At 65.7% G+C, this 13797-nt stretch carries 13 protein-coding genes; 10 read left to right on the top strand and 3 right to left on the bottom strand.

Annotation, left to right across the window (positions count from 1 at the left end; all coding sequences use genetic code 11):
• Nucleotides 1-120 precede the first annotated feature (120 nt).
• Together FFY45_RS17905 and FFY45_RS17900 are read right to left on the bottom strand one after the other, a co-directional pair.
• Complete coding sequence (locus tag FFY45_RS17905) at nucleotides 121-663, bottom strand: GNAT family N-acetyltransferase (protein ID WP_024939889.1); 543 nt, start codon at nucleotides 661-663, stop codon at nucleotides 121-123.
• A 191-nt stretch (nucleotides 664-854) separates the two neighbouring features.
• Nucleotides 855-1763 carry a 23S rRNA (adenine(2030)-N(6))-methyltransferase RlmJ gene (locus FFY45_RS17900; RefSeq protein ID WP_176341484.1) on the bottom strand — a complete coding sequence of 303 codons (909 nt, stop codon included), beginning with the start codon at nucleotides 1761-1763 and terminating at the stop codon, nucleotides 855-857.
• A gap of 34 nt (nucleotides 1764-1797) precedes the next feature.
• Between FFY45_RS17900 and creB the strand changes: the two genes are divergently transcribed.
• From creB to FFY45_RS17855, 9 genes are all read left to right on the top strand, one after another.
• Entirely contained in the window at nucleotides 1798-2502 is a 705-nt protein-coding gene (gene creB / locus FFY45_RS17895) for a two-component system response regulator CreB (protein ID WP_176341452.1), read from the top strand.
• 48 nt (nucleotides 2503-2550) lie between these two features.
• The gene (creC, locus tag FFY45_RS17890) at nucleotides 2551-3999 is read left to right on the top strand and encodes a two-component system sensor histidine kinase CreC (protein WP_176341451.1); all 1449 of its coding nucleotides are present in this window, start codon (nucleotides 2551-2553) and stop codon (nucleotides 3997-3999) included.
• 785 nt (nucleotides 4000-4784) lie between these two features.
• On the top strand, nucleotides 4785-6104 hold the full coding sequence (gene creD / locus FFY45_RS17885; RefSeq protein WP_176341450.1) for a cell envelope integrity protein CreD: 1320 nt from the start codon (nucleotides 4785-4787) through the stop codon (nucleotides 6102-6104).
• A 7-nt stretch (nucleotides 6105-6111) separates the two neighbouring features.
• Nucleotides 6112-6534 carry a hypothetical protein gene (locus FFY45_RS17880; RefSeq protein WP_176341449.1) on the top strand — a complete coding sequence of 141 codons (423 nt, stop codon included), beginning with the start codon at nucleotides 6112-6114 and terminating at the stop codon, nucleotides 6532-6534.
• Between the two features lie 43 nt (nucleotides 6535-6577).
• On the top strand, nucleotides 6578-7180 hold the full coding sequence (locus FFY45_RS17875; protein WP_176341448.1) for a GNAT family N-acetyltransferase: 603 nt from the start codon (nucleotides 6578-6580) through the stop codon (nucleotides 7178-7180).
• Between the two features lie 59 nt (nucleotides 7181-7239).
• On the top strand, nucleotides 7240-8124 hold the full coding sequence (locus tag FFY45_RS17870) for a carbon-nitrogen hydrolase family protein (RefSeq protein WP_176341447.1): 885 nt from the start codon (nucleotides 7240-7242) through the stop codon (nucleotides 8122-8124).
• Nucleotides 8125-8145: 21 nt separating this feature from the next.
• Nucleotides 8146-9237, top strand: coding sequence for a DUF3616 domain-containing protein (locus tag FFY45_RS17865; RefSeq protein WP_176341446.1), 1092 nt, complete (start codon nucleotides 8146-8148; stop codon nucleotides 9235-9237).
• 67 nt (nucleotides 9238-9304) lie between these two features.
• Nucleotides 9305-10708 carry a glutamate--tRNA ligase gene (gene gltX, locus FFY45_RS17860; RefSeq protein ID WP_176341445.1) on the top strand — a complete coding sequence of 468 codons (1404 nt, stop codon included), beginning with the start codon at nucleotides 9305-9307 and terminating at the stop codon, nucleotides 10706-10708.
• Between the two features lie 15 nt (nucleotides 10709-10723).
• Nucleotides 10724-11218, top strand: coding sequence for a transcriptional repressor (locus FFY45_RS17855; RefSeq protein ID WP_023904546.1), 495 nt, complete (start codon nucleotides 10724-10726; stop codon nucleotides 11216-11218).
• A 600-nt stretch (nucleotides 11219-11818) separates the two neighbouring features.
• Here FFY45_RS17855 and FFY45_RS17850 read toward each other — a convergent pair.
• The gene (locus FFY45_RS17850) at nucleotides 11819-12439 is read right to left on the bottom strand and encodes a TetR/AcrR family transcriptional regulator (RefSeq protein WP_176341444.1); all 621 of its coding nucleotides are present in this window, start codon (nucleotides 12437-12439) and stop codon (nucleotides 11819-11821) included.
• A 132-nt stretch (nucleotides 12440-12571) separates the two neighbouring features.
• On the opposite strand from FFY45_RS17850, the gene FFY45_RS17845 reads away from it, so the two are divergent.
• Nucleotides 12572-13795, top strand: a complete 1224-nt coding sequence (locus FFY45_RS17845; protein WP_176341443.1) for an efflux RND transporter periplasmic adaptor subunit — start codon at nucleotides 12572-12574, stop codon at nucleotides 13793-13795.
• The last annotated feature ends 2 nt before the right edge of the window (nucleotides 13796-13797 follow it).

The raw sequence follows: 13797 nt of genomic DNA, 5'->3' as shown, positions 1-13797 counted from the left end.
ATGCCGCGTAAGAGCCTACACGGACGTACTTGCGGCGTGTCCCGCGATGGTGGGCGGGCAAGGGCACTGCAACCAAGCCACAGATCACCCGCTTTAAGCAGAATCCCGAATCCTGGCGAATCAGGCATCCAGCTCCAACACCATGCGCACCAGCTCCGGCGAGTCCGGATGCGGCTGCGGCTTGAAGCCCAGCGACTCTGCCAGTTGCAGCATCGGCACGTTGCTTTGCAGCACATCGCCGAACAGGCAGTCCAGGTACTTGCGCCGCGCCCACTTGACCAGCTTGCGCATCAGCTGCCGCCCCAGACCCTGGCCGGCGACGAAGCTGCTGACCAGGATGGTGTACTCGGCCTGGCGGGTGCCCGGCACCAATGCCGCACGCGCGACTGCGCCAACCAGCGCCTCGCCCGGCGGCAACTGCTCGGCGGCGACCAGCACGATTTCGCTCTTGGGATTGGGATGGGTCAGGCGCTGCACCATCTCCGGCGTGATTTCGGCGGAGGAGCGCACGAAGCGCGCGCGGATTTCCTCCGGTCCCAACAGGCTGAAAGCGCCCTGCAGCGGCGGACCGTCCTCGGGACGGATCGGGCGGAGCAGGAGCGTGCGGCCATTGGGCAGACTGAAGTTTTCATGCCAGGGAGGCATGCGATTGCGAATGGCCATGACCGGTGTTCCTTAAAGATCGGAAGATTCTGGCACCAGCCCAGCGCACAACCGTGAATGAATCCGGTGCGCCGCTGGGGGCCGTCAGGGGGTGGCAGTGCTTCCCTCATCACTGTACCGAGCGATACCGTGATCCAGTCGTGAGTATGCAGCTGCGTTTGCCGGCGCGCAGGGCGCCCAGCCCCGACGACTCAGGCGTCCTGGCGCAGCCATTCCAGCCGGGTCGACGCACCGGCCTCGCCGAGGTGCTGCTTCAGCACCGGCAGCGCGGGTGCCAGCACCTGGTCGAACTGCCACGGCGCGTTGACGATCAGCAGCCCGCTGCCGGTCAGGCGCAGCGGCGAGTCGTCCGGGCGCACCTGCAGCTCGGCCACCAGCACCGACTTGGCCGGCAGCGTGGCGGCCTTACGCATGAACGGCTGCAGGCTGCGGCGCAGTTTGATCGGGTACCACACCATGCACATCGCCTGCGGCCAGCGCGCCAGGGTCTCGCGCACGCTATGGATGACCTGCGGGTACTCGGCCTCCTGCGACTCGTACGGCGGGTCGATCAACACCAGCCCGCGGCCGATCTTGGTCTCGCCCGCGCGCGGCGGCACGAAGGCGCGAATCGCTTCATAGCCATCGCCGGCATGCACGCGCACGCGGCTGTCCTTGGCGAACAGGCGCTTGAGCGCCTCGGCCTCTTCCGGCTGCAACTCGCAGAACGCCATGCGGTCCTGCTCGCGCAGCGCTTGTGCGGCCAGCAACGGCGAGCCGGGGTAGTGGTTGATCTGGATGCCGGCGGTGGGCCGCGCCGGTTTCTGGCCGGGTGTGGACGGGCGGGCGACGGTCTGGTTGTCGGCTTGTACCGCGCGCAGATAGCGTTCGACCACCTCGGGCAGGGTCGACTCGGCCATCAGCCGCATCACCCCGGCATCGGCCTCGTTGGTCTTGCGGCTTTCTTCGCCACCGAGCTGGTAGCGCCCGCGTCCGGCGTGGGTATCGAGCACGAAGAACGGCGTGTCCTTGCGCTTGAGGGTGTCGATCAGCGCCAGCAAGGCGATGTGCTTGAGCACGTCGGCATGGTTGCCGGCATGGAAGGCGTGGCGATAGTTCATCGCGGCAGTGTACGGGCCGCGCCAGCATGCGGCTATGCTGCGCGCCATGTCCGAGTCCCCCGCCCGCGTGCTCGTCGTCGAAGACGAAGCCGCCATTGCCGATACCGTGCTGTACGCGCTGCGCAGCGAAGGCTATGCGCCCGAGCATTGCCTGCTGGGTCGCGATGCGTTGGCGCGGCTGCGCGCCGACCCTGCCGATGTGGTGGTGTTGGACGTGGGCCTGCCGGACATCAACGGCTTCGAGGTGTGTCGCACGCTGCGCAGTTTCAGCGACGTGCCGGTGATCTTTCTGACCGCGCGCAACGACGAGATCGACCGCGTGCTCGGCTTCGAGCTGGGCGCCGACGACTACATGGCCAAGCCATTCTCTCCGCGCGAGCTGGTGGCGCGGGTGCGCGCGCGGCTGCGTCGCCGCGCGGTGGCCGCAGTGGTCGAAGCGGGCTGGCAGCCGCATGGCGCGTTTGCGATCGATCGCGAGGGCAGCCGCATCCGCTACGGCGAGGCGCTGCTGCCGCTGACCCGCTACGAATACGCGCTGCTGTCGGCATTGTTGCAGCGCCCCGGCGCGATCCTCAGCCGCGCGCAGCTGATGGACCGCGGCTGGGATGCCAGCGCCGACAGCGCCGACCGCACCGTCGATACCCATATCAAGACGCTGCGCGGCAAGCTGCGCCAGGCCGGCGTGCCGGCCGACCCGATCCGCACCCACCGTGGCCTTGGCTACGCGCTGGAGCTGTAGGCATGGCCGCGCGCAGGCGTCGCGTTGTTCTTCGGGCGGGGGTCTGACATGCGGCTCGGTCTCAAGCTGTTCCTGGGCTTCTTTCTGATCGTCGGGTTGGCCGCGTTCTTCGTGATGCGGGTGTTCGTCAACGAGGTCAAACCGGGCGTGCGCCAGGCGATGGAATCCACGCTGGTGGATGCGGCCAATGTGCTGGCGGAAATGGCCAGCGGCGAATTGGCCGACGGCACCATCGCCACCGGCAGCTTTGCGCGCAACGTGGCACAGGCGCAGCAGCGCGATCCCAAGGCCTGGGTATGGCGGTTCCGCAAGAACGACGTGGCGTACCGCGTCACCGTGACCGATGCACGCGGCGTGGTGGTGTTCGATTCGCTGGGTCGCGACGTGGGCCGCGACAACTCGCGCTGGAACGATGTCTATCGCACCTTGCGCGGCGAATACGGCGCACGCTCCAGCCCCGAGGTCGATGGCGACCCGACCGCCACGGTGATGCATGTGGCTGCGCCGATCTACGCACCGAACGATGCGAACCAATTGATCGGCGTACTGACGCTGGCCCAGCCCAATCGCAGCATCGACCCGTTTATCGAGGCCAGCCAGCGCAATATTTTGCAGCGCGGGGCCTGGTTGATCGGCATTTCCGCATTGATCGGCATCTTGATGACCTGGTGGCTGATGCGCGGCATCGGCCGGCTCAATCGTTACGCGCAGGCGGTGAGTGCGGGCATTCCGGTGCCGCCGCCCAAACCGCGCGGCGATGAAATCGGCGACCTGGGCCAGGCGCTGGAAAGCATGCGTCGCAAGCTGGAAGGCAAGGCCTACGTGGAGCAGTACGTGCAGTCGCTGACGCACGAGATGAAGAGCCCGCTGGCGGCAATTCGCGGTGCGTCCGAACTGTTGGCCGAGCCATTGCCGGAAGCCGATCGCCAGCACTTCGTCGCCAGCATCCGTGCGCAGGAGCTGCGGCTGACCGAGACCATCGACAAGCTGCTGGCACTGGCCGAGGTTGAGCAGCACGGTTGGTTGCAAAAGCGCGAGCGCATCGCGGTGGCTGGCTTGCTGCAGGCAGCAGTGGATGCGGTGCTGCCACGCGCGACAGCGGCCGGCGTGCGGGTGGAGATTGATGTCGCATCTGATGCAGCGCGCGAGCACTACGTGCTCGGCGACGGGTTTCTGCTGCGCCAGGCGCTGATCAATCTGCTGGAAAACGCAGTCGCGTTTTCGCCGGAAGGCAGCACTGTGCAATTACGCACGCAGGTGCACGACGGTCACTTGCAGTGGTCGGTCGAAGACCGCGGGAGCGGGGTGCCGGACTACGCACTGGAGCGGGTGTTCGAACGCTTCTACTCGCTGGCCCGCCCGCAGACCGGGCAACGCAGTTCCGGGCTCGGCTTGCCGTTCGTGCGCGAAGTTGCGCGCCTGCACGGCGGCGAAGCGACGCTGGACAACCGCGACGCTGGCGGTGCCGTGGCGACGTTGCGGCTGCCGGCTGGCTGATCTGCGGCCTGGCTGCAGGGCCCTTGCCCGCCCACCATCGCGGGACACGCCGCAAGTACGTCCGTGTAGGCTCTTACGCGGCATCCATGCCGCGTAAGGTCCCGTGACGGTGGGCGGGCAAGGACCAGTCCAGATGGTCGGTGCGCATGGTTGCAAGCAAGGCATGGTGTGTTATTTGGACAACGCTGCGGCCCATCAGCTTTGCAACGCAAAACGTAACGCGATCAACAGGTAGGCTTTCATCAAACTACCGACGAACTCTCTGGCGCGGTGAGGGCACCGCGCCCTCGATGCTGCGGGTTTGCTGCAGGGCCTTGCCCGCCCACCATCGCGGGACACGCTGCAAGTACATCCTTGTAAGCTCTTGCGCGGCATCCATGCCGCTTAAGGTCCCGCGACGGTGGACGGGCAAGGACCAGTCGAGATGGTCGGTGTTTATGGCTTTCAACAAAGCATCCAGCAAACTGGCTGGCGCCGTGTCCTGTTCTCAATAAAACAATTAGCAACCTGTCTGGCGTGGTGTCCTCGCCGATTGCGGGACCGTGTGGCGGCATGGATGCCGCCACCGAGCCCCCAGGGACGGGTTTACGGCGTGTCCCGCGAGCGGTGAAGGCACCGCGCCCTCGACCCAGGCGCTCGCTCGCTAGATGTTGTAAGCCGCTCTAATTGCAGCAAGGCACGACGATTCGCCAGCTGATCGCCCACTTCACATTCGCTTCAATTTCGCCTCAAACCCCCGACACCGGCGCATCGCACTCTGGCCACCTCCCAGACTGAGATAGCCGATGAAATCCCTGAAACTGTTGTTGCGGTTCGCCACCATCGGCGGGCTGATCCTGCTGTTGCTGATTCCGTTGCTGTTGATCCGCGGCGCCGTGCAGGACCGCGCCCGCTACCGCGACGAGGCGGTGGAGCGGGTGGCGCAGAGCAAGGCCGGCGAGCAGCAGTTCATCGCGCCGGTGCGGGTGCTGCCGTATACCGAAGACGTGCAGGTCACCGAGCCGGACGAGCAGGGCAATCAGCGCAAGGTGTGGCGCAAGCGCGAAGGCGCGCTGCTGCAGACGCCGCGCAGCCTGAAACTCAGCGGCGAGATGGTGCCCTCGGTGCGCGAAGTGGGCCTGTATCGCGTGCAGGTGTATTCCTGGAAAGCGACCCTGCATGCCGAATACGCGCCGTTTGACTACGTCGCCGCGCCGACCCGCGTATATGGCCAGCCGCAACTGGCGGTGGGCATTTTCGATGTGCGCGGGCTGGTGGGCACACCACGCCTGCAGGTGGATGGACGCACGCTGGCACTGGAAAGCGGCGCAGGCGCATTGGCCGATCGCTCGGCAGGGATCCATGCCCAACTGAGCCCGCTGGCCGACCCGGTCGCCGGCCGCGTGCAGGACGGTAACGTGGTGGATATGCAGTTCGTGCTGGACGGCACGCGCCGGCTTGCGATCGCACCGATCGCCGACAACAACGAGATCGCCTTGCGTTCCAGCTGGCAACACCCGTCTTTCGGCGGCCGCTTCCTGCCGAACGCGCCGAGCATCGGGCCGAAGGGCTTCGATGCCAGCTGGTCGCTGTCGTCGCTGGCCACCGGTGCGCAGACCCAGTTGCAGTCCAGCCAATCGTCGTTGGATACGCTGGAAGTGCGGCTGGTCGACCCGGTGGACGTGTATACCCAGGCCGACCGCGCCAGCAAGTACGGCATCCTGTTCGTGGTGCTGACGTTTGTGGCGTTCGTGTTGTTCGAGTTGATCAAGCGCTTGCCCATCCACCCCTTGCAGTACCTGCTGGTGGGTCTGGCGCTGGCGATCTTCTTCCTGCTGCTGTTGAGCCTTTCCGAGCACATCGCGTTCTGGCAGGCGTATCTGGTGTCGGCCGCTGCGTGTATCGGTCTGCAGTTCTTCTATCTGTCCGGGGTATTGCGCAGCTGGGCACGCGCGGCGGGGTTCTCGGTGATGCTCACCGCGTTGTATGGCGTGCTCTACAGCCTGCTGGTCTCCGAAGACAACGCGCTGCTGATGGGATCGTTGCTGCTGTTCGGCATCCTGGCCAGCATCATGTGGGTCACCCGCAAGCTCGATTGGTACGAGCTTGGCAACAGCCTGCGCTGAGGCCGGCATGCTCGCTCACGCACAGGTACACCGGCGGGCGCAGCGTTTGCTGCCCGCCGGGATCGACACGGTGGCGCTGCTTCCCGCAGCGCCACTGCAACGCTGGGAATGTTCGCCGTTGTCGGCGTTGCCGCTCGGCCGTGAGGGACGTGGCGGGGTGGTCGGCCTGCGTCTGCATGCAGCCACCGCACAGGCGCTGCGCGCGGGCGGAGCCGGTTTTTTGCAGGCGGCGCAGCAGCACAAGGCGCCGCCTCGCACGGCGCCGACGCGCAACTACGGGCCATGGCAGCGGTTGAACAACGGCAGCTATTGGACTTGCAGTACCGATGCACTGCTCGGGGTGCTGCTGGCCGCCGAAGAAGCGGCGGTGTGGCTGCTATGGCAGCAACCCGATGCGGCGGGTCCGGGCAACGGCCGTTGGCTGCGGTGAGGCTCGATGTGGCAGGCGGGTCAGGCTCGCTTACCATGCAGGTATGACTGGTTCCTCCCTGATCGTCGAAACGGTGCGCGGCACGGACGTGTTGCCGCATCTGGATGCGGTAGCGCAGCTGCGCATCGCGGTGTTCCGGGCATGGCCGTATCTGTACGAGGGCGATGCCGATTACGAACGCGCCTATCTGGCTGCGTATGCGGCCTCGCCAGACAGCGTGTTCGTGCTGGCACGCGATGGCGATGCGGTGATCGGCGCCTCTACCGGTTTGCCGCTGCTCGACGACAGCGAGGCTTTTCACGTGCCGTTTCGCGCGGCCGGCATCGACCCGGCCAGCGTGTTCTATTTTGGCGAATCGGTGTTGCTGACGGCGTATCGCGGGCAGGGAATCGGTCACGCATTTTTCGACCAACGCGAAGCGCATGCACGCGCGCTGGGCCGATTTGCGCTCACTGCGTTTTGCTCGGTGGAACGTGCAGAAGACGATCCGCGCAAACCGGCCGACTACCGACCCAACGATGTGTTCTGGCGCAAGCGTGGCTATGTACCGCAACCGGGTATGCGCGTGCAGTTGGCGTGGGCAGAGTTGCAACATGGCGAGATCGACCACAGTTTGAGCGTATGGACGCGGAAGTTGTCGCAGTGACCGCCAACGACCCTGTCGCCGCGTCGTCATTCTTCAATCGATCAGAACAAGGCCAACAGATGAAAATCGCCGTCGCCAAATACCCGATCGGCAAACCCGCCGATTTCGCCGCCTTCGCTGCGCGTCAATCCGCGTTGGTGAGTGAGGCCGCCGCTGCCGGCGCACGTGTGCTGGTGCTGCCGGAATATCTGGCGCTGGAGCTGGGCGCAACCTTCGGTACGCATATTTCTGCCGGTTTGCCAGAGTCGCTGGCAGCGATCCAGGCGTTGCGTGCGCCGTGGCTGGAGCTGTTTGCCGGGCTGGCGCGGCAGCATCAGGTGCATCTGATTGCCGGCAGTTTTCTGCTGGGCCTGGGCCAGGGCCGCTACCGCAATCGCAGCGACTGGTTCACCCCTGAGGGCAGGCATGGCTGGCAGGACAAACTGCAACTCACCGGCTTCGAAAAGGCCACCGGGCTGATCGATCCCGGCGATGCGCTGAAGGTATTCGAGCTGGATGGCGTGCGCGCGGCGATTGCGATCTGCTACGACAGCGAATTTCCGCTGCCGGTGCGTGCGCAATACGAAGCAGGTGCGCGGCTGTTGATCGTGCCCAGCTGCACCGACACCGCCGCCGGCGCGATGCGGGTGCGCACCGGTTGCCTGGCGCGCGCGCTGGAAAATCGCGTGTTCGTTGCGCAATCGGTCACGGCCGGCGAGGCGCCGTGGAGCCCGGCGCTGGACGTCAATACCGGCGAGGCGGCGGTGTTCGCGCCGATGGATGTCGGCTTCCCGGCCGATGGCGTGCTGGCGCAGACGCACGGCGATGCGGTGTGGGCCTATGCGGAGCTGGACTTCGATGCCTTCGAAGCCAGCCGCGCACACGCGCAGGTCGCCAACGACCGCGATTGGCACGGGCAGTTGGCCGCTCACGTGGCGCGTGCCAAGCTGGCCGCGTTCGACTGACCTATCACCCACCAGGTTCCCATGGCCAAGAAAACCCTGATTCCGCACAGCGTCCGTCTCGAATTCGCGCCCGGTGCGCTGGTGCACAGCAATCTGTCCGGCGCGGCCTTCACCGACGACTGGCTGTGGGTGGCCGGCGACGAAGCCTGCGCGGTGGATCGCCTGCGCAAGCTCGATCCGGTGCAGCGCGAGACGCTGCGCTTCGGCGAAGGGCACAGCTTTGCGCTGGCCGAGTTGCTGGATCTGCCGGGCGAGGCGGCCGAGGAGGCGGATCTGGAAGGCATGGCGCTGTCGGATGGATTTCTGTGGGTGATCGGCTCGCATGGGCTCAAGCGCAAGAACGCCAAACGCAGTCGCGACGATGCCGAAAACGCCAAGCGCCTGACCAAGCTCAAACTCGATGCCAACCGTCGCCTGCTGGCCTGTCTGCCGATCGAACGCGATGCCGACGGCACCCCGCGACTGGTACGCGAAGCCGCCGACGGCCGTCGCGCGCTGCGACTCAAGGGCGATGCCAAGCACAACCAGCTCACCGACCTGCTGGCCGACGACCCGCATTTCGGCCCATTTCTGAAGATCCCGGGCAAGGACAACGGCTTCGATATCGAAGGCATCGTGGTGGACGGCCAGGGCTTGTTGCTGGGCCTGCGCGGGCCGGTGCTGCGCGGCTGGTCGGCAATGCTGGAGATCCGGGTCGAGGCGCATGGTGATCATCTACGCCTGGCGCCGCTGGACGAAGACGGCACGCTGTTGCGCAAGCACTTCCTGCAACTGGGCGGGCTGGGCATCCGCGACCTGCATTATTCCGGCGACGATCTGTACCTGTTGGCCGGGCCGACCATGGTGCTGAACGGCGAAATCCGCCTGTTCAAATGGCCGGACGCGCGTGCGGTGCTGGCTGCCAACCAGGCGCCGGTGCGCTTTCAGCACGACCTGCTGGAATCGGCGGTGCTGCCGCATGGCACCGACAGCGACCGTGCCGAGGCGATCTGCAACCTTCCCAAACACCTGGCCGGCAACACGCCCAGTTGGCTGGTGCTGTACGACGCGCCAGGCCCGGCGCGCAGTGGTGGCGATTGCGTGGTCTACGGCGACCTGCTGCGCAACCGCTGAGCCGCAAGCGGGCAGGTCTGCGCTGCGCAAGGTAAAATCGGTCGACACCCGTTTCGCCGAGCGCTCCATGACCTGCCGCACCCGTTTTGCCCCCAGCCCCACCGGTTACCTGCACATCGGCGGCGCCCGCACCGCCCTGTATTGCTGGCTGGAGGCACGCCACCGCGGCGGGCAGTTCGTGCTGCGCATCGAAGATACCGACCGTGAGCGCAGCACTCAGGAGGCGATCGACGCCATCCTGGAGGCAATGGAGTGGCTGGGCCTGGGCTACGACGAAGGCCCGATCTACCAGACCCAGCGCGTGGCCCGCTATCAAGAGGTCGCCGAGCAGCTGCTGGCGCAGGGCAAGGCCTATTACGCCTACGAAACCCGCGCCGAGCTCGACGCCATGCGCGAGGCCGCGATGGCCAAGCAGGAAAAACCTCGCTACAACGGCGCCGCCCGCGAGCAGAACTTGCCGTACCGCGACGACCCCAACCGAGTCATCCGCTTCAAGAATCCCATCGGCGGCACGGTGGTGTTCGACGACCTGATCAAGGGCCGCATCGAGATCGCCAACAGCGAGCTCGACGACATGGTGATCTTCCGCCCGGACGGTTTCCCCACCTACAACTTCGCAGTGGTGGTGGACGACTGGGACATGGGCATCACCGAGGTGATCCGCGGCGACGACCACATCAACAACACCCCCCGCCAGATCAACATCTATGAGGCGCTGGGCGCACCGGTGCCCAAGTTCGCGCATATGCCGATGATCCTGGACGAGCAGGGCGCCAAGCTGTCCAAGCGCACCGGTGCGGCCGACGTGATGCAGTACAGGGACGCCGGCTATCTGCCGCATGCGTTGATCAATTATCTGGCGCGTCTGGGCTGGTCGCACGGCGACCAGGAGTTGTTCACCCAGCAGGAATTGCTCGACCTGTTCGACGTCAAGGACGTCAATTCCAAGGCTGCGCGGCTGGACATGGCCAAGCTGGGCTGGGTCAATCAGCATTACCTCAAGACCGACGACCCGGCCAGCATCGCCCCGCAGCTGGAATACCAGCTGGCCAAGCTCGGCATCGATGTCGCTGCTGGCCCGGCCGCCGCCGATGTGGTGGTGGCGCTGCGCGAGCGCGTGCAGACCTTGAAGGAAATGGCCGAAAAAGCCGTGGTCTGGTATCAGCCGCTGGAAACCTATGACGAAGCCGCGGTGATCAAGCATCTCAAGCTGGGCGCCGAAGTGCCGCTGGGCAAGGCGCGCGAACTGCTGGCCGGCGTCAGCGAATGGAGTGTGGAAAGTGTCTCGGCTGCGCTGCACGATGCGGCCGCCGCGCTGGAACTGGGCATGGGCAAGGTCGCCCAGCCGCTGCGCGTGGCCATCACCGGCACCCAGGTCAGCCCGGACATTTCGCAGACGGTGTACCTGGCCGGACGCGAGGGCGCCTTGAAACGCATCGATGCGGCACTCATCAAGATAGGAGCGGGCTGACCGCCGGAGCCTGTGATGAAAACCAACGAACACGCCTGCACTGCACCGCATCACCACGTCGACGACGCCAACGGCTTCGTGCGCGCGGTGGAGCGCGCGTGCACCGAGCGCGGCCTGCGGCTGACGCCGATCCGCGCCAATGTGCTGCGGCTGATCGCCGATGCCGGTAAGCCGGTCAAGGCCTATGAGCTGCTGGACTGGGTGCGCGAAGGCAAGGGCGTCGGCGCCGACGCGCCGCCCACGGTGTACCGCGCGCTGGATTTTCTGATGGCCAATGGCTTCGTGCACAAGCTCGAATCGGTCAACGCCTTCGTTGCCTGCCACCACCCCAACAGCGCCCAGCACTCGGTGCCGTTCCTGATCTGCGACCGCTGCCATAGCGCGGTGGAGCTGGAAGACCGCGACGTGGTCTCGCAACTGGAAGCCCGCGCCAAGGCACTGGGTTTCCAGCCGCAGGCGCAGACGCTGGAAGTGCATGGCTTGTGCGCCAAGTGCGCGGTGGCCGAGTAAGGATCGCCAGGCAAGCGCAGGGTGGTTCACTTAGAGCGGCTAACAAAAACCTGGCGAGCGAGCGCCTGTCAGTGAGTGCAGTGGTTTTGTCGGCCGTCTCTTGGTGGATGCAGTCAGAGGTCCAGATCAAACACTGCTTGGGTCGAGGGCGCGGTGCCCTCACCGCTCGCGGGACACGCCGCAAGTACGTCCATGTAGGCTCGGTGGCGGCATCCATGCCGCCACACGGTCCCGCAATCGGTGAGGACACCGCACCAGAGAGTTGGTCGGTAGCTTGATGAAAGCCTACCTGTTGATCGCGTTGCGTTTTGCGTTGCGAAGCTGATGGGCCGCAGCGTTGTCCAAATAACACACCATGCTTTGCTTGCAACCATGCGCACCGACCATCTCCACTGGTGCTTGCCCGCCCACCGTCGCGGGACCTTACGCGGCATGGATACGAGCCTACATGGACGTACTTGCGGCGTGTCCCGCGACGGTGGGCGGGCAAGGGCCCTGCAACCAGGCAGCAGATCCGCCGGCCTGTGCAGTAGGCTGGCGTGAAGTAGTTCTATTAGCCCCTTAGTTGCAGGCAGTGCGCAGACGCAGCACCACCGCGCATCACGCCGCAGAGGTGTTCTTGCATCCATAGCCCGCCAGAAACAGCTCCACTGCGCGCTGCGTCGCATCGCGGAGATACTCCGGTGAGGGATCCTTGAGCGCGCCGAACAGGCAGGGCATCAGGGTTTCGGCTTCGAGCAGGGCGGCGAACTGGTGGGCGGCAAGCAGGGTGTCGTCGCAGCGGAGCAGGCCGCAGTCCACTTGGGTCTGCAGGTATTCGGCGAAGCGCTGCATGCCTTCTTGTTGACCGGCGCTGAAAAACAGCGCGCCGACGTCTGATCTGCCGGATACCCCGATGATGGTCTGCCAACTGGTGATGTTGGGCGTTGCGCACAAGAAGGTGAGCACGTCCTCGCCGAACCGTTGCAGGGCCTCGGCAACGGGGCCGCTGCTTTGCGAAAGCGCACTCAGCAGCGGGTCGAAATAGCGGTCGGACATGTCCTTGGCAAACGCCACGAACAGCTCTTCCTTGGACGGGAAGTAGCCGTACAACGTGCGCTTGGAGCCGCCCACGCGGGTGGCGATCTGCGACATCGAGGCGCCTTCAAAGCCCAGCTCGAGGAAGACCTCGCTGGCAGCCTGCACGATGGCGTCGCGTTTTTCTTCGGTTCTGACCCGCATCCACTCACTCCACTTTTGAACTTTAAGTATACCGACTGGGCAGGAATGCTTGACGGCTACGGATGAGCTTATTAGGATACCAAACCGTACCGTTTAGATTTAATCCTCATGCGTCCCGTCGGAGACCTTCTCGTGCGTCCTCATGCTTCGTTTCGCCTGCCTGTGCTTGCCGCTGCCGTTGCCGCCACCGTTCTGCTGAGTGCCTGCGGCAGCCCGCCGGGAGGTCCGCCGCCGGCTGAGGGCATGCCGGAGATGGGCGTGCTGACCGTCAAACCGCAGCCGGTGACGCTTACCACCGAGCTGCCCGGACGCACCGTTCCCTACCTGATCGCCGAAGTTCGCCCGCAAGTGGGCGGCATCGTGCAGACACGCCAGTTCACCGAGGGCGGCGACGTCAAGGCCGGGCAAACGCTGTACCAGATCGACCCGGCGACTTATCGGGCCAGTTACGCCAGCGCCCAGGCCACCCTGGCCAAGGCGCAGGCCAATCTGCGCACCGCCAAACTCAAGGCCCAGCGCTATACCGAACTGGTGCAGATCAAGGCGGTTAGCCAGCAGGAGGGCGACGACACCGACGCTGCGCTGGGCCAGGCCGAGGCCGATGTGGCCGCCGGCAAGGCGAGCGTGGAGACTGCACGCATCAACCTGGCGTTCGCGCGCATGGATGCACCGATCTCCGGTCGCATCGGCCGCTCCAGCGTGACCCCCGGTGCGTTGGTGACCGCCAACCAGGCCACCGCGCTGACCACCATCCAGCAGCTGGACCCGATCTATATCGACGTCACCCAGCCCAGCGCGGCGTTATTGCGGCTCAGGCAGGCGATGGCGCGCGGCGATCTGGAAAAGGCCGGCGACGCCGCCGCCAAGGTGTCGCTGCTGCTGGAAGACGGCAGCACCTATCCGCTGCAGGGCCAGTTGGCGTTCTCCGATGTCACCGTCGACCAGAACACCGGCTCGATCACCTTGCGCGCGGTGTTCCCGAACCCGAATGCGGAGTTGTTGCCGGGAATGTACGTGCGCGCGGTGCTGCAGGAGGGTATCAAGGAGCAGGGCGTGCTGGTGCCGCAGCAGGCGGTCTCGCGCAACGGCGCCGGCAAGCCGACCGCGTTCGTGGTCGGTGCCGATCACAAGCTGCAATTGCGTGTACTGGAAACCGACCGCGAAGTCGGCGACCAGTGGCTGGTGCGCAGTGGCCTGAAGACCGGCGAGCAGGTGGTGGTCGAAGGCGTCTCGCGCGCCCGCGACGGCATCGAGGTCAAGACCGTGCCGTGGCAGCCCAAGGGCAAGCCCGCGACTGCTGCTGGTCATGCAGCCGGCACCCCTTCCGCCCCGACCGCACCGCGTGCGGCCAACTGAGG

Source organism: Xanthomonas hortorum, assembly GCF_011305375.1.
In the GTDB taxonomy this organism is placed as follows: Bacteria; Pseudomonadota; Gammaproteobacteria; order Xanthomonadales; family Xanthomonadaceae; genus Xanthomonas; species Xanthomonas hortorum_E.
This window is presented reverse-complemented; position numbering and strand designations above follow the sequence as displayed.